Below are 26,363 nucleotides of genomic sequence, written 5' to 3'. Positions count from 1 at the left end.
TTGGAATTTTTTATCTACTCACCAAGTTCCAGCACCACGCTCTCATTTCCAGCTAATTTCACTGAACTAAGGTCTGACACACCTGTCTCACCAGAACTTGAATAAAGTACATTTGTAACTGTTATGTCTCCGCACTCAGCAAGTGATACCGTCTGATCGCCCTCTGCAAAGTTGTGCACCACTAGCAGTTTCTGTCCATCCGCCTCACGGAAGTACGCTATCACACTGTCGCTTGTGAGCGCTGCCGCTCTATAGTTTCCTTTCATAAGGGCAGGATTGTCTTTTCTAAGCGCTATAAGTGTCTTGTAATATGAATACATTGAATCCGGATCTTTCATCTGTTGGTCAAGTCCCTTTGTCTCTGCATTCTGATCGTCCTTTTCCCACGACGTATTATATGTACTGTCACCTCCCCAAAGAAAAGGCGTCCTTATCATCTCATCCGGCTTACTGCCGTACATTCCAAGCTCCTCGCCATAATATATATATGGATTGCCTGGAAGTGTCATATATACCGCTGCTATCTGTCTCGCCTTATCCAGACTGTTCACCGACGATGCTATCCTGTCCTGATCGTGATTTGCTCCAAATATTCCATTCAGATAGTTGGCATCCACGCCGTCATATTTATTCTGTATATTCTCTATCGCCACGGAAAGAGAATCGCCAAATCCTGGCACCGCCATGCCTTTCTGTACGCAGTTCAGTATCTTCTGCTGAATTGCAAAATCAAACTTCGTGTCAAATGGCTGGACATAATTTTCCAGCACCTTGTCATCCTGCCATACCTCACCCACCAGGTATACATCAGGATTTATGCTCTCGCAGTAACCGGCAAATTCGTTCCACCAGGTGATGTTTGCCGCTTCAGAATCTTCCTGCTGCTTGAACTCATGCGCCCCATAGATATGAACTGCGGCGTCCATACGGAAACCATCAAGACCAAGCTCCAGCCAGTGACCGGCGGCATCCTTCGCAGCCTGTCTAACATCCGGATTGTTATAGTTCAGATCCGGCATATCCGCGCCGAACACACCATAATAATAGAAGTCTCCTTCCTGGTGCCACACCATATCTCCCCAGCTTGATTTGTCGAGGAGATGATTGCAGTCTTTCTTGTCGGTCTTGTACACCCACCTGTAATAATCTCTGTACTCGCTGTTCTCATCTGACTTTGCAGCCTGAAACCACGGATGATTGATACTGGTGTGATTGATGACCAGATCCATGATGACTTTCATGCCTCTGCTGTGTGCCTCATCAAGCAATCTCTTAAGATCATCCTCTGTTCCGTAATCGGGATTCACCGTCATGTAATCCGTCACCGAATACCCGTGATAAGTATCGGATGCAGTGATCGGCATGAGCCATATCCCGTCGATTCCAAGTTTCTGCAAATAGTCAAGTTTCTCCGTGATGCCATTCAGATCGCCTATACCATCGCCGTCTGAATCGGCAAATGATCTGACAAATATCTCGTAATACACACCGCGATTACCCTCTTCGTCGGTCTTCTTACGAGTCTCTGCCGCAAACTCCGCCACGTCATACGAATCACTTGAGTATGTTCCCTCTACATAAGGCTCATCCTTGTCTTCCGTAGCTTTTTTTGACTCCTGTCCATCTCCTTCTGATGCTCCGGCATCTGTCTGATCGTTTGTCTGACCATCCGCCAAAGTCTCTGCTTCTGACGACGCAGCACCGTCCGCTCCGTCATCTGTTTTGCCGCACCCTGTACCGAGTCCAAGTGTAAGGGCCAGCATAACCACTGCAAGTCTCTTCTGCAGTCTGAGTAAGTTGTTCTGTTTCAGCACTTTCTTTTTAAGCACTTTCTCGTTCCTCCTATACTCCCTCCAAAGAACATTATAACAGACCATGCCTCATAACTTCCAGTGTATTTTCTAAGCCATAGCCCTGCCGGCGGTCTTGTACCTGTCAACGATCACTCCAACAAGTATGAACAGAACGGCAAAAAGCACCTGAACTCCCATGCTCACAAATATACCGGACACCGAACTGCCTGATACAAAACTGTCGATGGCTTCCGTTGCATTTGCATACCAATATGCCGGAAGGAAATGTGCTATCGCCATCACAGTGTCACTTAAGAACTCTCTCGGCACAAATATCCCGCAGAGGAATGCCATTCCAAGCGATATTACGTTTGCACACATAGAAAGAATCTGTTCACTCTGGGTCAGCTTGCTAATTAGAAACGCCAGTGACAGTGCCACGCAGGCATACACCAGCATATTCAGTATGAACATTCCTCCCCTTGCCGATAAAACCTCATATTTTATCAGTATTTTCGACAGCACTATGAATATCACACACAGCGCACATCCAGTTGACATCATTCCCAGTACAAGTTCTCTGTTGAGTCTGAAGAATCTGTAGGATGAGCACTCTATACGCGCTCTGAGTTTCTTTCTGTTGTACACCTGCAGAACCGGAGCTATACCAACTATCATTATGCAGATCATGACCCAGCCGAGATAATTGTAGAAGTTATATAACATGGAATGTCCTGAGGTCTTTCCGTCTGCCATATCGACTTCCGCCTTCTGCTCAAGTGCCTCCCTCGCTCTCTTATCTGCATCGTTCACATCATCACCGGCTTTCTTGTACAGAGATACCATATTCATATAACTGTCAAGCCTTGTCTCAAACAGCATGGATGCCTGACTTCCGGGGATAGTCGTTATCTCAAGCAGACCATCCGCAGCATCATTTGCCCATGCATCACCAAAACCATCCGGTATCCTGATCACACAAGCCACCGTCCTGTTGTAGAGAGCATCCTGAATACCTCGTTTGTCTATATCAACGCCATCTACAAGCTGCTGCGTATCATTCAGGTAAGCCACTAATTTTCTGCTCATCTCACTGCCATCCTCATCGCTCACCGCATATTTGATCGTTTTATCCTTATAATAGTTCTGTGGATCCTTGTTTCCCAGATTGATGAACACTATCATAACTCCGCACAGGATTCCCACATACATAATCATCTCCCCAATATATTTTCTCAAAACCTTGAAAAAAGATCTAAACACTTGCATATCTGTTCCTCCTTACCATGAGAATCCCTACTGTTATGAGGACCACAGCCTCAATAGCCATTATGACGATATTCTCAGTGAAAACCTGGTGGTCACTGTAAACATTCAGCGCATAGAATGAATCCGATATCAGAGCCGCGGGATTGAGCTTATTTATAATCGGCACGTGCTGCTGTATCTCATACTTTATCCCGTTTATACACAGATCAGAAAGGATGGACATCACCATGGATATTCCGATCACAATACCTATCTTGGTTCCCTCAGCAAGCTTTGATATAGCCCCAACTATGACTCCAATCGCCAGACCGATAAAGCAGCCCACAAACAGAGTAAGCAGGATCTCCCATACTCTGTCGCCAAAATCCACTCCTATGCAGGACATGTATATAAAGCTTATGACCTCGACAACAAAATGTATAAGCAGCAGTGCAGCAAACTCTGCCAGAACAAATGTCATTTTTCTCTGTGGGGACACATTTTTTCTCTTTCCCGTAGCGCTCACATTTGCCTGAAGATTGTTCATCATTCCTATAGACGAAAGTGATGCAAACAGACAGCTCATGGCAAATATGGCATAGAAATAATTGTTATACACGTTCTGGCTGCCCTCGGTGCTGGCCTTCTCTGTATAATATGATCTCTGTTCTGAGAGCTTTTCCACAAGGTTCGACATATCATCCACGCCGAAAGTCCCAGACATATACTGTTGGAGTCCGATGCCATCCTTATATATATCCATAAGTGCATGCTCGTACTGCTTGTACTCAGAAAGCACAGTCTCAAGTATGCTCGCATTGACAGAACTCTCCGCAACCGTGAGTTTCACATCATCCGTATATATGATGCCCTCGACTTCTTCCTCAGCCAGTGACTTTTCCGCATCGCTTTCGCTCATCCTTGTAACCGACAAAAGGGCATCATCGCCATCCGACAGCGCATCCAGCATATAGTTAAGTCCATTTGCCGATTCATCCTCAGTGACCACCGCCACCTTGATATTACTAAACATCTCATCCTGTTCATATATGTTGCCAAATGCCATGTACATGAAAGTGGCAAGCAGTATAGGAAATATCAGTGTCCAGAAAATAGACACCTTGGCACGCATCAATATCTTTATCGTATATAGGAAATCCCGTATAAACATATTTCTCTCCTTTTAATCCCGGTTCATCTGAAATATACAAATATTTGTTTCTTCAACAAATCCATAATCCAGCTTACATTCAGATCAGTCTCTAAGTTCCTTGCCTGTGATCTCCAGGAACACATCATTGAGTGTTGGGAGCTCCGTGACTACCCTGCCAAATGATATGTCGTGCTCCTTGAAAAATTCCATAAGCCTCACCAGATTGTGTCTTCCACCAGAATATCTAAGTGTCAGCATGCCTCCGTTATATTCGTCCTCATACACATGTGGCTGACTGTGAAGCTCCGACATCTGCTCGCCTGTAAGTCCAAGCACCTCAACCTTGATGGTCTCGGTATTCTTGATCATCTTCTTGAGCTCATCCTTTGTTCCGACTGCAACAGATTTACCTTTGTCCATGATGACTATCCTGTCGCAGATCTGCTCGACCTCCTCCATATAATGAGAGGTGTACACGATAGTCGCGCCTTCCTCATTCAGACGTTTTATCCCCTCAAGTATTCTGTTGCGGCTCTGTGGATCAACTGCCACTGTCGGTTCATCGAAAAATATAAGCTTTGGCTTATGCGCTATTCCGCAGGCAATATTCAGTCTTCGGAGAAGGCCTCCTGATAGCTTCTTTGGAAGGAATTTCCTGTAATCCGCAATATCCACGAAATCCATTGTCTCCTCAACACATTTGCGTCTCTTCTCTTTGTCCTTTATATAGAGGCCGCAGAAGTAATCAATATTCTCATATACAGTCAGTTCATCGAACACCGCCACATCCTGCATTACAACTCCGATCTCTCTCTTGATATCGTAGCTGTCGGGCTTCATCTCTTTGCCAAATACCTTTATATCGCCCTTGTCAAATGTGAGCAGGGACAGTATACAATTTATAGTTGTCGTTTTGCCGGAGCCGTTTGGTCCAAGGAGTCCAAGTATCTCCCCCGCCTTCACCGTCAAACTGAAATGATCCAGCGCCAGTAGATCTTTGTACCTCTTTACCAGATTGGTAACCTCTATTGCATTTTCTGAATTACTCATATATATCCTCCTGTTTTGATATCCTGTTTTTTGACCCTCATTATCTTATGAGTGTCGTTCATAACATGATAGTTTGCACTCATCAGCATGCTACATTCTTTATTACATGCTCTCATTATATACACCCTTGATCTGTTTTCACAGTGAACAACGTCATCTTCACAATGTGACATTTGTCATGTTCCTTTTTCCCTCATATTTATTTATAATAATTATTACACTATGCTGCACACACTGTCTGGCACGGCTATTCAGACAGCACGATATATACTACAGCATTTTCTACATTATGGAGAATAATTATGAAACACCTCATCAACAAAGGACTCCTGCTGGTCTCAGCATTTGTCATGATATATGCGCATAATACTGCCACGGACACCCGGCTCATCATCGCACTTCTCCTGTCGCTCATTGCCGGTGCGGTCTATCCAGCACTTGCCGGGATCTCCGCAGTGGACAGAGCCACCACGAAGGGCGCCGAGAACCACAGCAGAATATATCCATACATATGCGAGGCACTGGTATGCGCGTATCTTGTATCCGCATTCTGGCTGCACCCAGTCTATATGTTCGTGCCCATAGTCAGCTACGACATGTACAGATACAGACAACGGCTGTCACCAGTCATACTTGTCCTGTTATCCATATACATGTGCGTCAACTATCCTCTGATGTCAGTTCTCCCGCAGATATGCCTCATCGCATTCTCATTTGCTATGAGCGTGTACTGCTGCCGGATAAATCTACTGAGGGCGGAGCTTCATGCCATGAGGGACAATACTGCAGAACACGACATGCTGGTTGCACAGAATACACGCCAGTTGCTGGAAAATCAGGACAACATGGTGCTCACCGCCACCCTGTCAGAGCGAAACAGGATTGCCCGGGAGATTCATGACAATGTCGGTCATATGCTCACCAGATCCATACTTCAGACCGGTGCCATCAAAGTTATCAACAAAGACGAGCGTCTTGAGAAGCCCCTGGCACAGCTGCAATCTACGCTGGATACCGCCATGGACAGCATGAGAAAAAGTGTCCACGATCTACACGATGAATCCATAGACCTGCGCACCGCTCTAGATGATGTGATCAACAACGTCAGCGACATGGACATCTACATGGATTACGACATGTCAGATAAGCTTCCAAGAGAGATCAAATACTCATTCATCAACATAGTAAAGGAAGCCATTAACAATACGCTGAAGCACAGCAACGGCGACCATATGGATATCCGCGTGCGGGAACACCCGGCATTTTATCAACTGTATATAACAGACAATGGACAGAACATCCGCTCCGGTCTATCCCCGGCACAAGGAAGCGCTTCTGGCGGGATGGGCTTAAATGGTATCCTGGAAAGAGTAAACAAACTTGGAGGCACAATGAAGATATCAACCGACGACGGATTTTCCATATTGATCAATATCATGAAAAGAGATTTTACAGACTGAATTCCAAACAGATATGCAAAATATCCTGATTATAAATAGGAGGAAACCGACAAATGAATGTAGTTATAATAGATGACGACCAACTGGTGGCACTGTCACTTCAGACCATACTCGAAGCCTGCGACGACATACAGGTATCCGCCACAGGAGGCAGTGGAGCTGATGCGATCAGACTGTACGAAGAATATCAACCGGATGTTCTACTCATGGACATCCGCATGGAGAACATAAATGGCCTTGAGGCTTCTGAGAATATCATGGTCTCTCACCCGGATGCCCGCATTCTTCTCCTGACAACATTTTCAGATGACGAATATATAATCAAAGCACTGAGTATCGGGGCAAAGGGATATATACTGAAGCAGAATTTTGAGAGCATCGCACCGGCAGTAAAAGCAGTATACAATGGACAGACTGTATTCGGGGATGAGATAGTTGGAAAGCTCCCTGATCTTATTGGACATATGGACACTACCTCATCAGATGTCCAGCCATCGCCATTTGCCGGAATGGAATACGAACTCAGTTCCAAGGAAATGAATATTATCAGACTTGTTGCAGATGGACTGAATAACAAAGAAATCGCATCAAGCCTGTATCTGAGCGAGGGTACAGTGAGAAACTATATCAGTTCCATCCTTGACAAGCTGCAGCTGAGAGACCGCACACAGCTGGCGTGCTTCTACTACAAAAAGCTAACCAATTGAGCAACAGTCAATACAACACTAAAAAAGCAAGCCGCACGCCATCCTTGAATGACATGCGGCTTGCTTTTTCTGTCTTACTGTGTTGTACCTGGGTGAGGGGTACTCATATACACTACTACTGAAGTGAGGCATCCACACTTACATATTCTGTTGAAATATATCCGATCGAGCCATCGTATAACTGAACTCCTATCCAGCTCTCATCCTGTGATACAACGTCGAACATCTCTCCACTGTTCACTGTAGCTATGATATCTGATTCTGATGACTGCTCTGTATGGACATACACACCATCATATATCACTGATGCTGTTACGCCCGGAAGCACCTCTGAAGGGGTCTCTTCTGTTGTCGCTTCCTCTGTTGTCACTGCCTCGGTAGACGCTGAAGTCACAGACTGTATACTACCTGATGCATTGCTGGCAACTCTGGCCGTATCGTTGGCCGATACTGAACTTCCTGCAGGCACCACTGCGTCGATGGCAAGCTGCACACTGCTGTCTGCCATCATCACTGCCTGACTCTTGTTGATAGTCACACTATCATTCGCATATAATTCATCCGCAAGCGGGTCAGCCTTCTCTCCAAAACTTATGACAGCAAATACACAAAGAGCCATTACAACCACAAGTGCTGTCATCAAAATGTTATGTCTTAAATATTTATAACTGAGAACATTCCTTCTCATGTGATCTACAAATCTTCCAAACTTACTGCGTGATCTAGTCATTAATTTTTCCTCTTTTACCCTTAATCCAAGCTATTTTCTATGTAGTATTTCGTAATCTAAATTTTACAAAGTTACCGCATTTGTTACATTTCTGTTAAATATAATACACTACACATGTGCATGTGTCAACTGATTCTGACAAAAAAATACCAATTTCTAGTGGTTTTACACAACTGTTTGTAACGACATGTTGTGTTTTGTAACATTTAACTTTTCTGCTGAAAAAAGCGCATTTTCGTGGTATCATATGACATCATACAGTCAACTAAAGGAGTACATTATGAGACTTGATAAATTTCTAGTTGAAATGGGGATCGGCAGCCGCAGTCAGGTAAAGCAGTATGTGAAAAAAGGCACTGTCACCGTCAATGGTGCCCCGGTTAAATCCTCAGATGTAAAGATAGATGAGAACAACGATACTATAAAATATAATGGCAGGATTCTGAATTATTCCAGATACAGATATTTCATCCTGAACAAACCTGCGGGGTGTGTAAGCGCCACCAAAGATAACGTGCATCAGACCGTTATCGATCTGCTAAAAGGAGAAAATACAAAAGACCTGTCACCCGTGGGACGGCTGGATATAGACACAGAAGGACTTCTACTTCTGACAAATGACGGAGCACTGACCCACCATCTTCTGTCTCCTGCACACCACATTCCCAAGACATATTACGCAGAGATTGACGGATATGTAACAGATGATACCATAAACATTTTCGCCACAGGTGTGGATATCGGAGATGAAAAACCTACACTGCCCGCAGATCTGCGCATATTATCTTCCGACAGCACCGCTGCCAGATCGGAGATCGAACTCATAATAACAGAGGGACGTTTTCACCAGGTCAAGCGAATGTTTGAGGCCGTCGGCATGAAAGTTACTTTTCTGCGAAGAATCGCAATGGGTGAGCTGAAGATAGACGAATCGCTTCCAACAGGTGCCTACAGAAGTCTCTCGGAAGAAGAGGTCAGTCTTCTCCGGTTCGATATGCCACAATAAAAATAGAGAACAGGAAATCCTGTTCTCTATTTTTATTTATGTTACTGACTTCTATTCTGTAATATATTTATCAAGGCCATCTGCTATTCCCTTGGCGATCTTGTTCTGATAATCGTCTGTTACAAGAAGTGCCTCCTCAGATGCTGTAGTCATATAGCCAACTTCCACTATGGTTACCGGAACTGTACTCCAGTTTATTCCGCTCATGGTATCCGTCTCCCATATTCCATCGCTCTTAGCTCCTGTGGAAGCCAGAAGTCCTGATAAAACATCCGTGGCAAGACTCTTGCACTGATCATAGATAGCTGAATTATATGGATTAGATGATGTCTGACATACTGTCATCACACCTGTCGCATTACCGTCTGTCGATCCATTTGTATGGATCTTTATAACTGCATCTGCCTTAAGGTTGTTCGCATATTCTGCTCTCGTCGCATTACTTATATCAACATCATTCGATGTTCTGATCATCTTAACTGTATAGCCTCTGGATGTGAGCTCTGCCTCAAGCTTCTGTGCGATCTGAAGATTCAGCTCATATTCCTTTATTCCTGTTGATACACCTGTGTTGCCAACGGTTGCCTTTACTTTTGTCTCTGTAGCAGCAGGGCCTATCGGCTCGGTCTCTTCATTTGCATTCTGCTGATGTCCGGCATCTATAACTATCATCTTGCCCTCACCAACATTGGATGTAGTTCCCTGTTCTGTGGATGCATCCGATGAATTCTCTGTTGTCGCCTCAGTCGATGCATCAGACTTATCTCCTCCGCCTACGACCTCAAGGAGCTCTGAGAATATATAGTATTCCCCACCATCTATAGATACCTTGCTCCACTCATCGTTATAACCGATTCTGTCCATCTCAACATCATTTGCAACTTCCTGATATATCTCTCCATCAGTTGATGGGCTCGTTCTGACATTCACATAGTCAAGAGTCTTTACTTTGTCATTACATATTGTAAAGCCATCCTTGTCCTTCTCCGGCTGTGCCTCAGTGGTTGCTTCCGTAGTCGCCACCGTCACCGCCTCTGTGGTCGCCTCTGTCTCCGTCGGATTGGCTGTAGTAGCATCGTCACCTTTGCTTCCGCATCCGGCAAATGCCAGCATGGAAGCAAGTCCAAAGCAGAGCACTGCATATTTTAAATGTTTCTTCTTCATGAGTATCCTCCGTAAGTGATTATTGAAGTTAAAAATACATCATCTTATTGTAACACAATCGTAATAACTGCACAAGTAAATTGCTCAAATACCTGATTTCAACATACTACATTCCAAATACGGCCCCGCACAGCTTCTCAAGCTGGGCATAATCCTCCGCACTTCCCAGCTCCACCGCTGAATGCATAGCCAGTATAGGTATTCCCATGTCCACAGCCCTGACCGGCAGATAAGATGAAGCTATAGGACCAAGAGTCTGTCCTCCTGCCATCCCCGACCTGTTCACCTGTCGCTGTATCTTTATATCATGTTTTCTCGACAGAGCCATGATAACCGCAGATGCCTCACTGTCAGACACATATCTCTGGCTCGCACTTGATTTGAGTGCCACTCCGCGCCCCATTACAATCTGATTTGTCGGATCACTTTTCTCTGAATAATTGGGATGGGTTGCGTGCGCCACATCAAGTGACAGCATAAATGCATCTCTCATAAGGCGTCTTCCTGCTCCATCCTCAATATCCAAGCCTTCCATGATTCGCTTTATTATCTCTGACAGAAGCACTGAATCTGCTCCCTGCTTCGATCTGCTGCCTATCTCCTCATTGTCAAACAATGCTATAACATTTGTATTATTGCCATTTGTCTCTCTGCACATGGTGTCAACAAGCGCTGACACGGAAGTTACATTGTCAAGTCTCGGAGAAGCTATCATATCCTTATCTGCCCCAACTATCTCCATTCCATCCATGTTATACAGATATAGATCATAATCAAGAATATCGTCCTTCAAAAGCCCAAGGTCATCTGCCACATACTGTAATATATCTTTGTCTTTCACCTTCTGACCATCCAGACCATATACAGGTATGAGCTCCTTCTGCACATTCATTTTCTCCCCGGGTGCATCCTTTCTCAGATGCGGTGCAAGGCTTGGCACTATGCACATGGCACGCTCTGAATTATACAGATACGTCTTCGGCCTGAACGGATCCGTGGTCTGCGCCATGACCTTGCCCGCGATTCCAAGCGGTCTGTCAAACCATGTCTCCTTGATAAGTCCGCCGTACGGCTCTACATTCAGTGTCTGGTAGCCGCTTCTGTTCATATCCGGCTGAGTCTTGATCTTGAGCATAGGAAAATCTGTATGTGCAAGGCCGATATTCAGCCTGCCATACTCAGGCATCTCCCCTGCGGCAAACGCCACCATCATAGATGAGTATGGCTTCACATAATATCTTCCTCCGGCCGTGAGCTCCCAGCACTCCCCAATATCAAGTTCTCTGTAACCATGATCCTGCAGCATGGCTTCACATTCCTTCACTACATGAAACTGTGTGACACCGGCGTCAAGTAGTCTGCAAAGTGTATCTATCATAATAAATTATCCTCCTTATAATGGTCGGTCGACAAACGCACACATCAGTATCCTTTCTTATGTGCTTCGTCTGCGTTCTTCACAAAGATTTTAGTACAAATCCTCAGCTTATACAATTCCCTTACTTCTTATTTTAGCTTAATATCCACATCTGATATTCAAGTTTTTTTATCGCAATGTGAATCTTCTCTTGCCCTGTCATTCAAAAGGCTGTATAATCGCCAATAGATACTTTAACGCTTTTATGCGTCAAACTGTTAAAGGAGAACGTAAAATGAATGATTTTTCAATAGGATTTATCGGTCTGGGACTTATCGGAGGATCTATTGCCAAATCCATCCACCGCATTTTCCCTGATTACAGAATAGTCGGCTTTGACAATAATCTATCTACACTCAAGGAAGCTGTCTCCGATGGGACACTGACTGAATATACAGATGATATCCATACCATAGCAGAATGTAACTATATCTTTCTGTGCGCACCGGTCCACTATAATATAGAATACCTGCGCCAGCTAGGGCCATTTCTTACAGACAGCACCATACTGACTGATGTCGGAAGCGTAAAGCTCGACATATACGAAGCAGTCCAGGAGCTTGGGCTTGCCAGGTATTTTGTCGGCGGACACCCTATGGTCGGCTCTGAGAGATCTGGCTATGGGGCGGCCACCGACAGGCTCATAGAGAATGCCTATTACTTCATCACACCTGCAGACGGAGTTCTGCCGGGCAAGACTGAGGAGTTCTCCACATTTATCGGAGATCTGGGCGCAATACCGATCACATACTCACCTGTTGAGCACGACCGTATAACCTCTTACATAAGTCATGTGCCCCACGTCATAGCCGCCTCACTGGTCAACCTTGTCGCAGCGGCAGACAGCCCAGACAATATATTTAAATCACTGGCAGCCGGTGGTTTCAAAGATATAACCAGGATCGCATCCTCCAATCCGGTGGTATGGGAGCACATTCTTCTGGCAAATCCTGACAATATCGTGAACGGTCTTCAGGAATATGTTGAGCTTATAGACAAAATGATTTATCATATTAAGCAGCGCGATGCGGCTGGGATAAATGCTTTTTTTGCATCGGCAAGAAACTACAGGGATTCCATACCGAACAACACCAGCGGCGTTATAAGGATGAACCACGAGCTGTTCGTGGATATACCTGATGAAGCTGGTGCGATAGCAAAGGTTGCTACTTTTATCGCTGAGGCAAAGATAAGCCTCAAGAACATTGGGGTCTCCCACAACCGGGAGGATGAGGAAGGTGTACTCAGGCTTTCATTCTATGACGAAGCTGCCAGAAAAGCTGCGCAGGATGTGCTTAAAGGTGCAGGATACAGTATATATAATCGTTAGACATAACCGGCTTTATCGGCAGATAAAGGTCACGAACTTAACTACATTTATTACATTAAAGGAATACCATAAATTATGAAAATCAACAGAGTAAGATCACTTAACGGAGAGATAACAATACCGGGGGACAAATCCATATCCCACCGCTCCATCATGTTTGGCTCAATCGCAGATGGAATAACCGAGGTACACGGATTCTTAAACGGTGCCGACTGCATTTCCTCGATGAACTGCTTCAGGCAGATGGGTATAGACATTGAATATGATGGAAATATTGTAACTGTGCACGGCAAAGGTCTGCATGGACTGTCAAAGCCTGAAGGCACACTTGATGTCGGCAACAGCGGAACAACCACCAGACTTATATCGGGTATACTTGCCGCTCAGCCATTTGCAAGCAGGCTTATAGGTGATGCTTCTATATGTAAGCGCCCTATGAAGAGAATCATGACGCCTCTCTCCATAATGGGTGCCGACATCACATCCGAACTCGGAAATGACTGTGCACCGCTCCTTATAAACGGAAAGGAACTCCATGGAATACATTACAACTCACCTGTCGCGTCAGCACAGGTAAAGTCATGTGTACTCCTTGCCGGACTCTATGCAGAAGGCGAGACAAGTGTCACCGAGCCATATGTGTCAAGAAACCACACTGAACTCATGCTTGAGTCATTTGGCGGCAATATAAAAGCAGAGGGAACTACGGCTACCGTAAAGCCTGTGGATAATCTTGTTGGACAGAAGATACTTGTACCTGGAGATATATCATCAGCTGCTTACTTCCTTGTTGCAGGACTTATCACTCCGAACTCATGCATCACCATCAAGAATGTTGGAATCAACCCGACCAGAGACGGAATACTTGAAGTAATCAAGGCAATGGGCGGCGATATGGAATACTCCAATGTAGTGAGCGGATGCGGTGAGCCAACCGCTGACATAACAGTCAGGACATCAAGTCTCAAGGGCTGTGTTATTGAGGGTTCCATCATACCAAAGCTCATAGATGAGATCCCTGCCATAGCAGTTCTCGCATGCTTTGCAGACGGTGAGACCATCATCAGGGATGCCCAGGAGCTCAAGGTCAAGGAATCCAACAGAATAGATGTCATGGTAAACGCTCTCTCATCCATGGGTGCAGACATAACTGCAACCGATGACGGAATGATCATACGCGGTGGAAAGCCTCTTCACGGTGCAGTGATCGACAGTCACTTGGATCACAGAATCGCCATGAGCTTTGCCATCGCAGGACTTAACGCTGATGGCGATACAGAGATCACCGGAGCCGAGTGCGTGAACATCTCATATCCGGGATTTTATGATGATCTGGGTGGGCTGGAACGTTAAAGATATAAAGATTATTTTTAGCACAAATAAAGGCGACACTACAGTCTGTGATGCTTTGCATCCTACCAGACAGCTGTGTTGCCTTTATTTGTGTTACTTTTTATCCTAATAATTTAATGATATCCTGCTCTGTCCAATATTCATTTTACCACAGTTCATGGACTATTCACAACAGCTTACTCCGTTGCCCTCTCAAACTCATCAGTTCCAGTATCTTCCCAGTTTGTCTTTCCACTGCTTATCACTTCTCCACTGGAAAATACATATGCATAGATATCTTCTATTTCGGCGCTGCCATAATCATATGTTCCATCACCGCCTTTTTCAGTACGATACCTTACATACAGACCGCACTTATCATTTTCTGACTTGCCATCATATACAATGTATTCCACTGTAGTATCACTTTCAGACAATATACATCTTGATGATGACTCCGAGGCGCCGTAATATACTTCGAATTTTCCAGCTGTGGCATCTGAATATTTCTCAAAGATCGCCTGATACCCGACTGTAATTTCCTTATTTTCTGGCTGATCATTTACATCAGGATCAACAGAGGAATCAGTGGAGCTCTCTGCATTCTCCCTGCTGTCACCCGAAGCTTTTTCCGTTATCGCAGAGTCTTGTTCGCTGTCTTTTTCTATATCCGTATCTTCTCTTCTATATCTGGTCGTGAGACGTCTACTGCTGGTCTGCCCATTAAAACGCATGGTCACAAGCTCGTCACGCTGTTCAGAGCCAGACACTACCACCTCCACACGATCAATATACCATGTCGTCTTTAGATCGCTTTCGTCAAATCTTGCACCATCATTTGCCACTTCAAATGACCTATATGCAACCGTCTTCTCCTTGCCCTTCAGCACCAGTCTTCCATGGGCAGCTCCAAATGGAAAATCCGGGTCACCAACAGAATAGATCACAAGTTCATAATCACCATCCAGAGACGTTGACACACTTATCTGCTCAGCTTCGTAACGCGTCTTATATCTAACATAACCTAATGGCAGCAACACCACCATTACCAATATGCAGGCTATGATAACAACATACTTTGGTATCTTATTCATGACTATTTCCTGCCTGTCTCCTCATACATTCCTATCTTCTTCATGTTATCCACTATATCTATGTAGTTTCCATCTATCGCATTTATATATACCCTCTGCAATGGCATATCGCATCGGTAGTCTTCATTATATTCATTCTGAGAAAATATCCATGTCGGAACAAAATACTTATTTCCCGACTCATCAGCACATGGTACATAGGCAAGTTCCACATCATTAAATTCCACCGTTCCATAATTTGTCGGGTGATCCTTATAATATTTGGCTATACTCTCGCCCGCAGCCTTAATCATCTCATCCCAGCTTAAAAGCTTGACCTCCTCTTTATCAAACGTATCCTCGTCGGCATATACATACACCGTCGATGAGACAACCCCAAACTTATCAACACTTATTACCGCCTTGTCAACTCCACCTTTATAGGTAAGGTTATCGGTATCAATACTATCCACGGTGTCGATATCTGTTGAGTATACCACATCTATCCCATCTATCTTCCGTCCGAACTGGAATCTGTATCCATCAGGCTTTTTTATGACATCTTCACCATAAGTACCGCCTGTCCAGGCTCTCACCGCCTCTTCTGTCCCTGTGCAGGCAAATCCGCTTATCCCCAGATTGTCTAGTAACTTCATTGCAGAACTGAGTCCTTCATCTTCTGTGATTGGGTTCTTCTCATCCCCATCATATGTGTCTTCACCGACAACATTGATCTCATACGTACTTTCAGTTCCTGGAACCTCTGATACAAGTGCCTTATCCTCACCCTCAGGTGTCATACCATACGTAAAATAGTAATTGTTATATCCATCTCCATCTTCATTATCCGATGCCGCCATAAATATTCTCTGTACCCCACCGGCTTCCGCAACATAATGCTCATTAATCTTATATTCTGTAGCTATTGGTAACTCATCATCAATGCTATTTCTCTCGTCTACCCATCTTTTCATACCTTCCTCTAAAAGCTCTGCATAACCAGGATCATCACTCGCCAAAGCCTTTTCTATGTCCGCCTTATATGAAGCTATCGTGTTATCCAGGATTTCCTTTGACTCAGCAGCATCGCCATCCTGCCACCTTATTTCTGATGTCTCGTCAAAAAGTTTGGATATTATAGTTTTAAGTTCATCATCTGAACATGGTGCATTTACCGTGTCAAACCCAACTTTATATACTCTATCAGCATCTGGAACCTCTATATCATCATCCTTCAATGTTATCGATGAGAGTTTTGATTCTCCTATGTCAAAAGTAACATCGCAGTTATCGGGTATGTCAAGCTGTCCATCAAGTCCTCCCGCATTATCTGCTTCATCACTTCCCCCTTTCATTCCATAATCAACTTTTTTATTTCCACACGCAGCAAGACTTAATGCCATAACAGAAATAAGTGCTGCACACATTATTTTTTTCTTGTTCATCGTACACCTCCGTTTTATTTTACAAAAATATCAGGCAGTCTTACCTGGCAGAATTTGACAGATATATGACCGTATGGAATCTTTGATCATCCTCTGAGTAGTATGCATCGACACCGCCACCATACTTTTCCGCAACCCTTTTCATACTCTTTATTCCAAATCCATGGAATTTTTGATCCGGCTTACTGGACTTTCGTGAATCAGAGCCGTGTGTACAATCATTTGTCATTGCTATGATCGTTCCATCACCGTTCCCCTGTGAATTCATTCTAAGTTCCACACTGGCACTGTCTATTTCACTCATTGCCTCACTGGCATTGTCTAGCATATTACACAGAAGGACAGTTAAGTCATCTACCTGCATGTAATCCATACGTGCCCTTTTCACATCAAAATCATAATGAATTCCCGCATCAATGAACCTGCCGACATATCGATTAAGAATAACATTTACCATATGATCATCCGAAAACCTTATCTTTTCTTTCAACTCGCCGGATTCATATATCCTTTCAATATATTCGACCGCCTTATCGTAATCATGATGTTCGAGCAGATCATGTATCCCGCTGATATGCTTTTTTATGTCATGTATCATTATTTTCTGCTCTTCGTCCTGACTGATCATTTTTTTATAATACTCAATGTCATATTTTTCTCTCTGGGTCTGCAATGTCTTATCCAAATTCTCCTTGTAGGCACTCTGCAGATATCCGTAGATCACAAATGAAATAATAATTATTACCAGACAGATTATTGAACAATACAACACTATTGATTCCTGCATTTTGCTGATGTCAGAAAAGTAACACATGTAATTAAGCAGACACACAACAACTATCACGCACACTGGTATGACAAGAATTACCCAACCCTGTGCTCCCATATGTACATCCACCCTGTGTCTCATCCCGTATCGGCTGATTGCAAACATCACAAGGAAATACACAAACTTACTTAACATTGCAAAAAATAATACCGTCAAAACACCACCAGATGGATCCCAGGCTTTTTGACTGATTCCAGAAAATACCGCCACAACCACCATCTCTGACAATGTCATAATTACTGACATTGCCACACTATGAAAAACTGAGCTTAAAGTTTTTTGTCCATATACGAATTTTATTATTATCCAGTTGAATACTGGAAATGAAATAAAATTAAATATCAATATATTTAGTTCAAACAAACCAAATAAAACAACATAACACGCCAACACCAAAACAAATCTCTTTATCACCGTATATCTTGGTTTTACAAACATCCACTCGAAGTATTGAAATGCTATCAACGCTTCTATCAGAAAAACGATTCCATAAATCATAGCCATTGGCATGTCCTTGCCCCCTCCAAATACATCATAAATGCATGCTTAAAATTTTGATAATTGCGTTTCGTTAGATAGGCTGTTACCCCAGTATCCAGATACACCAATGAATGATCAAACCTTACTACATGTTCCATATTCACAATAAAACTTCTGTGTGTTCTAAAAAACCCCCTTGTATCCAATGTCTTCTCCCAGTAATCCATCTTTCTCACAGAGATGTATTTTCCCTCACTGGTGTTCACAAATAGCGTATGTCCCTGTGCCTCCAGGTAAATAATCTCCGGAGCTCTGAGGATTATATTTTCATTCTTTGTCTCAATCAATATCTTAGTATTTGATGTTGTGTATATCTTAAGTCCATCCTGTATATTTCGGTATATACGGGATTTGTCAAGCGGCTTTGAAATATACCTGAACACCCTCAAGCTCATAGCAGCATCAAGATAGCTGTCGTATGCCGTTATTATATATATCAGACACTCCTCATTCTGCGCCAATAGCCGTCTGCCTATATTTATCCCATTCATTCCCGGAATTACTATATCCAAGAATACAAAATCATATTTCACTTCGCTTTTTATCAGATCCTCGCCATTGTCAAACTCATATATGTTGGGTTCTTCCAAATGATTGGAAACAAAATATTCCTTTATCCATTCACTCAGCTGTTCAGTTACAAATATATCATCATCGCATACCGCTATATTAAGCTTACTTCTTTGGTCCATATGCTCACCCCATTATTATTATACACTTTGTTATATTACCTCTTCAATGCTGAATGCACGAAACGACATTATAGTGCCGATTTGGGACAAAAAAAGGCTTTCCGGTTACGAATAAACCGAAAAGCCTTTTTGCAAACATATTCAATTACAGATTCCAAGGATGATCCAGAGCACTGCTATCATACATCCGACTAAACATCAAGAGGATACTTTCTAAACGCTTTCTAAACAATCTTATTAATCAAAAATGTGACATACTCTTCTGCATCTCCACAATCAAAAGAATACTGTGAAATATCTCCTAATTCTACTGAGGTAACTGGAAATATCGTCACAGTATCCAAAATACTTTCAAATTCTTCTGTTGTCAAATAACTCATTTATTTTCAATACGCTTTCTTGCCTCAAGCATCTTTTTCTTCTTATCAATGGATTCTGATGAAGGAGTTCTTAATACCTATTTAAAAATTAATTATTATTCTGTGAACAATTGGCCGCATCAATAGCTATCACCAGCATAAGTGCCATGATCTCATCACCCGGATCTGAGATATCAAGTGTGTATGTATCTCCCCAGCTGAGAAGCTGCTTTGCTATATTTGCCACCAGCCTGCTTCCAGCTGTGACACTGTAATTCCACGAAAGGAAATCTCCATCACACTGCCATCCTCCATACTCAATACTGTACGATGGCTTGAAGAATGTAAATTCCTTCCTGATACTTCCACACGGTCTGCCACCCACACTGATGTCAAATGTCGGCAGAAATGTGAACAATCTCTGACTGACCAGTCCTATCTCATTTCCCGCAATGTCATATACGTGAACCTGATGCGTCAGCCGAAACGCCTCCGACTTCACAAAATACTTTTTGTTTCCCCATGCATCGTATATATCATAGGTATCTGTCCAGGCAAATACCCGCTGTTTTATCATAAGTCTCATAAAACCACTCCTTATATCATATGTCGTCGTGCATAAGCGCGATGACATGCGCACGCCTACTCACTTGCGCTCATTATATGCCATACCCTGGCACCACCAGCTTCACCACGTAAGACACGACAAATATCCCAAGCCACACATACACATACCACAATCGGAATCTCACAAGCGGTGTCCTGCCATTTGTGGCAAGCCTGATCGTATTGCCCACCAAATATATGATGCAGATGCACGCCAGATACACAGTCGCCACATGGTAATACATAGCCGTCAGAATATGTCCGTGGAGCATGGCAAGTACAGCCCTTGTCGTACCGCATGCGGGACATATCACTCCTGTAAACCGACGTATCTGACATCCCTCAAGCCATGATGTATCTGGCAGGACACGAAGGAGCAGTATATATACCGCCGTGCCGATAAGCAGTGTTATGAGCACTGCTATCTCCGCAATATATAACTGCCCCTCTGTATGTCCTAGAAGTTCAAATAATCTATATATTTTTCCGCTATGTCTTCCTGCGTTCTTATGTTCCATAGAATATCCTTTGTCTCTATTGAATGATTTCCGCCTTTATATCTATAAAGAGGTATGTTCTTAGCCTCACAAAGTCTTGTCAGCTCACCCGTATTCACTAGTGGATCCGCCGTTCCGTGAAAAGCTATGCCATTTGAATTGGCATATTGCATGGTAATCTCCAGTGGTGTGAAATATATATTTCTTACTTTAAGCCCTTTCTCCGCCACATATCTTGCAGATATAGCCGTACCTATACTCTTTGATAGAAATACTATATCCTCAGCATCCGAGAAATCCACATTCTTCAGACAATCTACCGCTTTATTCCAGCCATCATCAAATACCTTCTGTATCTCCTCCGGGAGATGTCCCGAAAGCTTGCCGTATGTCACATCAACAATATCATATCCATGTGCCACCATATATTTTTTACTGTAGTAAAGTAATGGTTTATCGGTGTGATACCCGATTCCCGGGAATACCACGCATATCTTCTTTCCCATATATCTGTCTCCTCTCCGGATATAAGTCCCATCCAGAGTATATAAAAATTATCAGCACCCCTATTACATCATGCCTTTATTCTAATCGTCCTGATTCTTCTGCTATTTTATCAGCATAGCATCGCCAAATGAGAAGAATCTGTACTTCTCCTCAACCGCCACCTTGTACGCCTCAAGTATATGCTCTCTGTCGTAGAGCGCAGAAACAAGCATAAGAAGCGTTGACTCAGGCAGATGGAAATTTGTGATGAGCGCGTCAATAACCTTGAACTTGTATCCCGGATAAATGAAAATATCCGTCCATTTGCTACCTGCATGAACTGTTCCATCGTCGTCCGACATAGACTCAAGAGTTCTGGTACTTGTCGTTCCAACGGACACAACCCTTCCGCCTGTAGCCTTTGTCTCGTTGATCATATCAGCAGCATCCTGCTCTATGATACAGAACTCAGAATGCATGTGGTGATCCAGAATATTCTCCTCCTTAACAGGCCTGAAGGTTCCGAGTCCGACGTGAAGTGTCACATGCGCTATCTTGATTCCCTTCGCTTTGATCTGGTCAAGCAGCTCTGTTGTAAAGTGAAGTCCTGCTGTCGGCGCTGCTGCTGATCCGTCGTGCTCTGCGTACACAGTCTGATATCTGTTCTTGTCCTCTAGCTTGTGTGTGATATATGGAGGGAGCGGCATCTGTCCCAGCTCGTCAAGGATCTCCTCGAATATTCCATCGAACTCAAATCTGATGAGTCTGTTGCCCTCCTCAACTATATCGACGACCTCACCCACAAGTTTGCCCTTTATAAGTCCTGTCTCAGGGTCAGGTTCATTTGACTCTGAACCAAATACTATACGAGCACCCACCTTACACTTTTTGCCCGGTTTTACCAGAGTTTCCCATGTACAGTCGTCCTTTCTCTTCAGAAGAAGGACCTCTATGGATGCTCCCGTATCCTCCTTGACGCCCAGGAGTCTCGCCGGAAGAACCCTTGTATCGTTGATGACCAGACAGTCTCCCGGATTCAGGTAATCTATCACATCATAAAAGTGCTTGTGCTCTATCGTATTGTCCTTCCTGTCCAGGACCATGAGACGTGACTCACTTCTCTTGAGGAGTGGGTCCTGTGCTATAAGCTCCTGTGGCAGATCATAGTAAAAGTCTGTTAATTTCATCATATCGTAATTCCTCACATATTTATTCACACAAAAATAACTGTCTGACGCTGGATATATACAATATCTCCGCGCCAAACAGTTACATATTATACTACTATCACAAATATTTCAAGGATAGCGCCTATTACGCTCTGATCTCGATTCCGAGCTTTCCAAGCTCCTTGAGAATCTTGGCAATGATTCCATCGACCTCTGACGTCTCAAGTGTTCTATCCTTAGCACGGAATGTCATTGTGTAAGCCACCGACTTCTTGCCCTTTGCGATCTGCTCACCCTCGTATACATCGAAAAGTTTGTAGCTCTCAAGCAGCTTGCCGCCACATTTCTTTATGACTTCCTCTATCTGTCCGACAAATATTTCCTTGTCCACAACAAGACTCAGATCTCTTGTACTTCCAGGGAACTTTGCGATTCCCTCGTACTTGGTATCGAAGTTTGAAAGCATAACCAGTGTAGGCATATCGATGACTGCCACATATACCTCACCCTTAAGGTTGTAGTTGTCACATACCTCAGGATGTACCTGTCCGATAAATCCAATTGTCAGGTTGCCCTTCTTGAGCTTTGCCTGACGGCCCGGATGAAGGAATGTGTACTCTGACTCAGGCTCGTATGTCACCTGTCCCTTGAGACCAACCTTGTCTGTAAGCTCCTCGAGAACTCCCTTGAGATCAAAGAAATCTCCCTGACCATACATACCGATAGTCAGCTTCATTCTCTCCTCTGGAAGCTCTGTGAGTGGAAGTGACTTTGGAAGATATACATTTCCGAACTCATAAAGTCTTGCGATCTTGTTCTTTCTATTATAATTTGTTGCCAGTGATGTGAGAACACCGTTCAGTGATACAGTTCTCATGATACTGAAGTCCTCACCGAGAGGATTTGCTATTGTAACGGTCTTTCTAAACTCGCTGTCAGCAGGCAGAAGCAGCTTGTCAAATACCTTAGGGCTCTCGAATGAGTAGCACATACCGCCAGAGAAACCATTTGCCTCAAGGACATCCCTTGCGATGGCATTGATCATCTGGTCGTATGGGAGCTTACCAACTGTAGCCTCACCTCTTGGAAGTGATACAGGAATGTTGTCGTATCCGTAGAATCTTGCAACCTCCTCTGCCAGATCTGCCATGCAGTTCAGATCCTGTCTGAAGCTTGGCACATCCAGTGTGTTAGTATCTGCATCATATGTGAGTCCAAGTCTGCCGAAGTAGTACAGCATCTTCTCAGGCTCAACATCTGTTCCGAGAAGCGCATTCATCTTGTCAGGCTCAAATGGAAGCTTCTTGTCCTGTACAGGATTTGGATACACGTCAACAGCTCCGCCGACTACCTCACCTGCGCCCATCTCCTCAATGAGCTGACATGCTCTGTCTATTGCCTCCATAGCAAGATTTGGATCAAGTCCCTTTGTGAACTTGGCTGCCGCATCAGTCGCAAGACCGATCCTTCTCGATGAAAGTCTGATATTTGTTCCATCAAAGCAGGCTGCCTCAAAGAGCAGTGTATCGATACTGTCTGTTACCATGGAATTCTCGCCGCCCATGATTCCGGCGATACCGATCTCCTTCTCACCGTCACAGATCATCAGAACGTCATGGTCGAGCTTTCTCTCCTGTCCATCAAGTGTTACAAATGTATCTCCGTCATTTGCACGGCGGACAACGATCTTGTTGCCGGCTATGGTGCTGAGATCATATGCGTGCATTGGCTGTCCGTACTCTTCCATAACGTAGTTTGTTATATCGACAAGGTTGTTGATCGAACGGATTCCCTGTGAAGCAAGTCTCTGCTGCATCCACTTTGGTGAAGGTCCGATCTTCAGGTTCTTGACAACCCTTGCTGTGTATCTAGGGCAGAGGTCAGGATCCTTTACCTCTACTGATATATAGTCATTGACATCCTCGTCATTTCCTGTCTTTGTTACCACTGGTGGGTAAAATGGCTTGTCAAATGTAGCTGCTGCCTCTCTTGCCATACCGATCATTGAGAAACAGTCAACTCTGTTGGATGTGATCTCGTACTCAACTACAACATCGTCAAGTCCAAGTGCCTTTACAGCGTCATCGCCAGGCTTCACACCTGACTCCTCTGGAAATACATACACGCCATCCTCCGGTGCCTCCGGGTAGAAGTCTCGTGATGAACCAAGCTCCTCTATACCGCACATCATACCATTTGACTCAACTCCTCTGAGCTTACCTTTCTTGATCTTGATTCCGTCAGGGTACTCATTGTTGTCGCCGTGTGCTGCCGCAACCTTACCACCGTCAAGTACAAGTGGGATGAGATCATCAACCTTTACATTCTTTGCTCCGGTCACTATCTGGAGAGGCTCCGCCTGTCCAACATCTACCTGACATACTACAAGCTTGTCCGCATCCGGATGTTTCTCCATAGTGAGAATCTTGCCAACAACGATCTTGTCAAGATTCTTGTCCTTCTGTTCGTAACCCTCTACATGTGATCCTGAGAGAGTCATGGCATCTACAAACTCCTGAGCTGTCACGTCCAGATCAGGAACATATGCCTTTATCCATGAAATTGGTGTATTCATCTTCTATTCTCCTTTTAATTGTGTAATCTTACTTTCTACATAAACCTCATTGAATCTCTACTACATTACGTCAATCAGCAGACAGCTGCCAGACGTTCGACACATTTTAATCCGCTTAGGCTGACCCATTTGTCATAAGCAGACATTTGAGCCCGCCGGTCCTTAGGTGGCGCTCCAGCGGCGCCTTAGTACCGCTGCAGGGCGAAACGAGCGGAAGCGTTCTGCGTTGACAATGGGTCAATCTAAGCGACTTCAATACCTCCATCGTCCAGCAGCGTCCCCACAATTAAAACTGGTCTAAGAATCTCATATCGTTCTCGTAGAGCAGTCTCATGTCATCTATCTCATACTTGAGAAGTGTTACTCTCTCAAGTCCGATTCCAAATGCAAATCCTGAATATACCTCAGGATCTATTCCACAGTCGCGGAGAACCTTTGGATGAACCATACCACAGCCAAGGATCTCTATCCAGCCACTGCCCTTACATACTCGGCATCCCTTGCCGCCGCACTTGAAGCATGTGATATCACACTCTGCTGATGGCTCTGTGAATGGGAAGTGGTGAGGTCTAAACTTGACCTTTGTGTTCTCACCGAAGAACTCCTTTGCCCACTGCGCCAGTGTTCCCTTGAGGTCAGCCATGGTGATTCCCTTGTCTATCACAAGTCCCTCTACCTGATGGAACGATGGTGAATGTGTTGCATCTACCTCATCAGCTCTGAATACTCGTCCAGGTGAGAGGATTCTGATCGGAAGATTGCCCTTCTCCATGATTCTTGCCTGAACAGGTGATGTCTGTGTACGAAGGAGGATATCCTTTGTAACATAGAATGTATCCTGCTCATCCTTTGCAGGGTGATTTGCAGGGATGTTCAGCAGCTCGAAGTTGTACTTGTCGTACTCTACCTCTGGTCCCTCAACTATCTCGTAACCCATACCGATGAATACTCTCTCCAGATCTTCAAGTGCTATCTGGTTTGGATGTCTGTGTCCTGTAAGCTTCTTCACTCCTGGAAGAGTTACATCTATTGTCTCTCTCTTCATCTTCTCTGCACGGAGCGCTCTGTTGATGGCCTTTGTCTTCTCGTCAAGGGCTGTCTCGATGGCCTGACGTGCCTCATTTACCATCTGACCTACCTTTGGTCTGTCCTCCGGTGCTATATCCTTCATGCTTTTGAGAACCTGTGTGAGTTCTCCCTTCTTACCGAGTATCGCCACCTTCACATCGTTAAGTGTCGATACAACCTCTGCGCTCTCGATCTTGGCAAGAGCCTCTGCCTTGATGGCTTCCAACTTGTCTCTCATCGTGTTTCTCCTTTTTCTATTTATAGGGATTTCAATGTGGATCCTATATTAATTACTTCCATATATAAGTCACGGAATTGCTCGCCTACGGCTTCCGCAATTCCTACAGTAATTCGCGCTCCGCCCTATCGGGCTATGCGCTCATTCCTCTTTTTTGCGTTTACCGGGATTGCTTCGCGCTGCGCGCTCTCTCAATCCCTGCACGGCATTCACACTCCGCCCTCCCGGGCTCCGTGTTTCATGTCGCGCGCGGGTGACAAATGTCTGCTGATGCATGCGAGCAAGCTCGCGCATCGCAGCCGCTTGTCACCCTGTAAACGCAAAAGTCCCTAGCATGTTATACATACTAGGGACGAATTATATCCGCGTTACCACCCTGATTCCAGACACTCTATG

22 protein-coding genes are annotated in these 26,363 nt (G+C 44.3%); 5 read left to right on the top strand and 17 right to left on the bottom strand.

Annotated elements, in window-relative coordinates; genetic code table 11:
- Window positions 1–14: 14 nt before the first annotated feature.
- From DWX57_RS00860 to DWX57_RS00845, 4 genes are all read right to left on the bottom strand, one after another.
- Window positions 15–1,829, bottom strand: a complete 1,815-nt coding sequence (locus DWX57_RS00860) for an alpha-amylase family glycosyl hydrolase (protein ID WP_165852740.1) — start codon at window positions 1,827–1,829, stop codon at window positions 15–17.
- A gap of 72 nt (window positions 1,830–1,901) precedes the next feature.
- Window positions 1,902–3,062: an ABC transporter permease gene (locus DWX57_RS00855; protein WP_118649264.1), complete on the bottom strand. Its 1,161-nt coding sequence runs from the start codon at window positions 3,060–3,062 to the stop codon at window positions 1,902–1,904.
- Entirely contained in the window at window positions 3,049–4,212 is a 1,164-nt protein-coding gene (locus DWX57_RS00850; RefSeq protein ID WP_120122873.1) for an ABC transporter permease, read from the bottom strand. Before DWX57_RS00850 ends, DWX57_RS00855 begins: the two co-directional genes overlap by 14 nt.
- Window positions 4,213–4,296: 84 nt before the next feature.
- Complete coding sequence (locus DWX57_RS00845) at window positions 4,297–5,244, bottom strand: ABC transporter ATP-binding protein (protein ID WP_118016720.1); 948 nt, start codon at window positions 5,242–5,244, stop codon at window positions 4,297–4,299.
- Between the two features lie 302 nt (window positions 5,245–5,546).
- On the opposite strand from DWX57_RS00845, the gene DWX57_RS00840 reads away from it, so the two are divergent.
- Window positions 5,547–6,704 carry a sensor histidine kinase gene (locus tag DWX57_RS00840; RefSeq protein ID WP_120122872.1) on the top strand — a complete coding sequence of 386 codons (1,158 nt, stop codon included), beginning with the start codon at window positions 5,547–5,549 and terminating at the stop codon, window positions 6,702–6,704.
- A 53-nt stretch (window positions 6,705–6,757) separates the two neighbouring features.
- Window positions 6,758–7,411 (top strand): response regulator transcription factor, encoded by a 654-nt coding sequence (locus DWX57_RS00835; protein ID WP_118016722.1) that lies wholly within the window; start codon window positions 6,758–6,760, stop codon window positions 7,409–7,411.
- Window positions 7,412–7,526: 115 nt separating this feature from the next.
- On the opposite strand, the gene DWX57_RS00830 is transcribed toward DWX57_RS00835, so the two are convergent.
- Window positions 7,527–8,141, bottom strand: coding sequence for an SH3 domain-containing protein (locus tag DWX57_RS00830; protein ID WP_015533206.1), 615 nt, complete (start codon window positions 8,139–8,141; stop codon window positions 7,527–7,529).
- Window positions 8,142–8,421: 280 nt separating this feature from the next.
- On the opposite strand from DWX57_RS00830, the gene DWX57_RS00825 reads away from it, so the two are divergent.
- Window positions 8,422–9,147: a pseudouridine synthase gene (locus tag DWX57_RS00825; RefSeq protein WP_120122871.1), complete on the top strand. Its 726-nt coding sequence runs from the start codon at window positions 8,422–8,424 to the stop codon at window positions 9,145–9,147.
- A 51-nt stretch (window positions 9,148–9,198) separates the two neighbouring features.
- Here the strand turns inward: DWX57_RS00825 and DWX57_RS00820 are convergent, their stop codons facing one another.
- Together DWX57_RS00820 and DWX57_RS00815 are read right to left on the bottom strand one after the other, a co-directional pair.
- Window positions 9,199–10,311: an N-acetylmuramoyl-L-alanine amidase family protein gene (locus DWX57_RS00820; RefSeq protein WP_120122870.1), complete on the bottom strand. Its 1,113-nt coding sequence runs from the start codon at window positions 10,309–10,311 to the stop codon at window positions 9,199–9,201.
- A 106-nt stretch (window positions 10,312–10,417) separates the two neighbouring features.
- A complete protein-coding gene (locus tag DWX57_RS00815; RefSeq protein ID WP_120122869.1) occupies window positions 10,418–11,689 on the bottom strand; it encodes a M18 family aminopeptidase in 1,272 nt (423 codons plus the stop codon).
- 274 nt (window positions 11,690–11,963) lie between these two features.
- Here DWX57_RS00815 and DWX57_RS00810 point away from each other — a divergent pair, with 274 nt between their 5' ends.
- Window positions 11,964–13,058 (top strand): prephenate dehydrogenase, encoded by a 1,095-nt coding sequence (locus DWX57_RS00810; RefSeq protein ID WP_165852739.1) that lies wholly within the window; start codon window positions 11,964–11,966, stop codon window positions 13,056–13,058.
- 75 nt (window positions 13,059–13,133) lie between these two features.
- Window positions 13,134–14,411 carry a 3-phosphoshikimate 1-carboxyvinyltransferase gene (aroA, locus tag DWX57_RS00805; RefSeq protein ID WP_120122867.1) on the top strand — a complete coding sequence of 426 codons (1,278 nt, stop codon included), beginning with the start codon at window positions 13,134–13,136 and terminating at the stop codon, window positions 14,409–14,411.
- Window positions 14,412–14,587: 176 nt separating this feature from the next.
- Here the strand turns inward: aroA and DWX57_RS00800 are convergent, their stop codons facing one another.
- The 10 genes from DWX57_RS00800 to pheS form a co-directional block, all read right to left on the bottom strand.
- Window positions 14,588–15,484: a hypothetical protein gene (locus DWX57_RS00800; protein ID WP_120122866.1), complete on the bottom strand. Its 897-nt coding sequence runs from the start codon at window positions 15,482–15,484 to the stop codon at window positions 14,588–14,590.
- Window positions 15,485–15,486: 2 nt separating this feature from the next.
- A complete protein-coding gene (locus DWX57_RS00795; protein WP_120122865.1) occupies window positions 15,487–16,908 on the bottom strand; it encodes a hypothetical protein in 1,422 nt (473 codons plus the stop codon).
- Window positions 16,909–16,948: 40 nt separating this feature from the next.
- Window positions 16,949–17,794 (bottom strand): GHKL domain-containing protein, encoded by an 846-nt coding sequence (locus DWX57_RS00790; RefSeq protein WP_165852738.1) that lies wholly within the window; start codon window positions 17,792–17,794, stop codon window positions 16,949–16,951.
- A gap of 437 nt (window positions 17,795–18,231) precedes the next feature.
- Window positions 18,232–18,969: a LytR/AlgR family response regulator transcription factor gene (locus DWX57_RS00785; RefSeq protein ID WP_118757568.1), complete on the bottom strand. Its 738-nt coding sequence runs from the start codon at window positions 18,967–18,969 to the stop codon at window positions 18,232–18,234.
- A 468-nt stretch (window positions 18,970–19,437) separates the two neighbouring features.
- Window positions 19,438–19,962 carry an LURP-one-related/scramblase family protein gene (locus DWX57_RS00780; protein ID WP_120122863.1) on the bottom strand — a complete coding sequence of 175 codons (525 nt, stop codon included), beginning with the start codon at window positions 19,960–19,962 and terminating at the stop codon, window positions 19,438–19,440.
- Between the two features lie 25 nt (window positions 19,963–19,987).
- On the bottom strand, window positions 19,988–20,452 hold the full coding sequence (locus tag DWX57_RS00775) for a DUF2752 domain-containing protein (protein WP_120122862.1): 465 nt from the start codon (window positions 20,450–20,452) through the stop codon (window positions 19,988–19,990).
- On the bottom strand, window positions 20,392–20,937 hold the full coding sequence (locus tag DWX57_RS00770) for a hypothetical protein (protein ID WP_120122861.1): 546 nt from the start codon (window positions 20,935–20,937) through the stop codon (window positions 20,392–20,394). The genes DWX57_RS00775 and DWX57_RS00770 overlap by 61 nt, the downstream gene beginning before the upstream one ends.
- A gap of 102 nt (window positions 20,938–21,039) precedes the next feature.
- The gene (gene queA, locus DWX57_RS00765) at window positions 21,040–22,104 is read right to left on the bottom strand and encodes a tRNA preQ1(34) S-adenosylmethionine ribosyltransferase-isomerase QueA (protein WP_120123134.1); all 1,065 of its coding nucleotides are present in this window, start codon (window positions 22,102–22,104) and stop codon (window positions 21,040–21,042) included.
- Window positions 22,105–22,231: 127 nt separating this feature from the next.
- Window positions 22,232–24,661, bottom strand: coding sequence for a phenylalanine--tRNA ligase subunit beta (gene pheT / locus DWX57_RS00760; RefSeq protein WP_120122860.1), 2,430 nt, complete (start codon window positions 24,659–24,661; stop codon window positions 22,232–22,234).
- 286 nt (window positions 24,662–24,947) lie between these two features.
- Window positions 24,948–25,967, bottom strand: coding sequence for a phenylalanine--tRNA ligase subunit alpha (pheS, locus tag DWX57_RS00755; protein WP_120122859.1), 1,020 nt, complete (start codon window positions 25,965–25,967; stop codon window positions 24,948–24,950).
- Window positions 25,968–26,363: the final 396 nt, after the last annotated feature.

Origin of the sequence: Coprococcus sp. AF19-8AC, assembly GCF_003603115.1 — a bacterium.
GTDB classification, from domain to species: domain Bacteria; phylum Bacillota; class Clostridia; order Lachnospirales; family Lachnospiraceae; genus Coprococcus; species Coprococcus aceti.
This window is presented reverse-complemented; position numbering and strand designations above follow the sequence as displayed.

Coding starts and splice junctions, on each gene's coding strand:
- DWX57_RS00840 (WP_120122872.1), top strand. CDS start 5,547: ATGAAACACCTCATCAACAAAGGACTCCTGCTGGTCTCAGCATTTGTC.
- aroA (WP_120122867.1), top strand. CDS start 13,134: ATGAAAATCAACAGAGTAAGATCACTTAACGGAGAGATAACAATACCG.
- queA (WP_120123134.1), bottom strand. CDS start 22,104: ATGAAATTAACAGACTTTTACTATGATCTGCCACAGGAGCTTATAGCA.
- DWX57_RS00855 (WP_118649264.1), bottom strand. CDS start 3,062: ATGCAAGTGTTTAGATCTTTTTTCAAGGTTTTGAGAAAATATATTGGG.
- DWX57_RS00845 (WP_118016720.1), bottom strand. CDS start 5,244: ATGAGTAATTCAGAAAATGCAATAGAGGTTACCAATCTGGTAAAGAGG.
- DWX57_RS00820 (WP_120122870.1), bottom strand. CDS start 10,311: ATGAAGAAGAAACATTTAAAATATGCAGTGCTCTGCTTTGGACTTGCT.
- DWX57_RS00800 (WP_120122866.1), bottom strand. CDS start 15,484: ATGAATAAGATACCAAAGTATGTTGTTATCATAGCCTGCATATTGGTA.
- DWX57_RS00850 (WP_120122873.1), bottom strand. CDS start 4,212: ATGTTTATACGGGATTTCCTATATACGATAAAGATATTGATGCGTGCC.
- DWX57_RS00770 (WP_120122861.1), bottom strand. CDS start 20,937: ATGGGAAAGAAGATATGCGTGGTATTCCCGGGAATCGGGTATCACACC.
- DWX57_RS00775 (WP_120122862.1), bottom strand. CDS start 20,452: ATGGAACATAAGAACGCAGGAAGACATAGCGGAAAAATATATAGATTA.
- pheS (WP_120122859.1), bottom strand. CDS start 25,967: ATGAGAGACAAGTTGGAAGCCATCAAGGCAGAGGCTCTTGCCAAGATC.
- DWX57_RS00780 (WP_120122863.1), bottom strand. CDS start 19,962: ATGTCATCGCGCTTATGCACGACGACATATGATATAAGGAGTGGTTTT.
- DWX57_RS00835 (WP_118016722.1), top strand. CDS start 6,758: ATGAATGTAGTTATAATAGATGACGACCAACTGGTGGCACTGTCACTT.
- DWX57_RS00790 (WP_165852738.1), bottom strand. CDS start 17,794: ATGGGAGCACAGGGTTGGGTAATTCTTGTCATACCAGTGTGCGTGATA.
- DWX57_RS00825 (WP_120122871.1), top strand. CDS start 8,422: ATGAGACTTGATAAATTTCTAGTTGAAATGGGGATCGGCAGCCGCAGT.
- DWX57_RS00815 (WP_120122869.1), bottom strand. CDS start 11,689: ATGATAGATACACTTTGCAGACTACTTGACGCCGGTGTCACACAGTTT.
- DWX57_RS00795 (WP_120122865.1), bottom strand. CDS start 16,908: ATGAACAAGAAAAAAATAATGTGTGCAGCACTTATTTCTGTTATGGCA.
- DWX57_RS00810 (WP_165852739.1), top strand. CDS start 11,964: ATGAATGATTTTTCAATAGGATTTATCGGTCTGGGACTTATCGGAGGA.
- DWX57_RS00830 (WP_015533206.1), bottom strand. CDS start 8,141: ATGACTAGATCACGCAGTAAGTTTGGAAGATTTGTAGATCACATGAGA.
- DWX57_RS00785 (WP_118757568.1), bottom strand. CDS start 18,969: ATGGACCAAAGAAGTAAGCTTAATATAGCGGTATGCGATGATGATATA.
- pheT (WP_120122860.1), bottom strand. CDS start 24,661: ATGAATACACCAATTTCATGGATAAAGGCATATGTTCCTGATCTGGAC.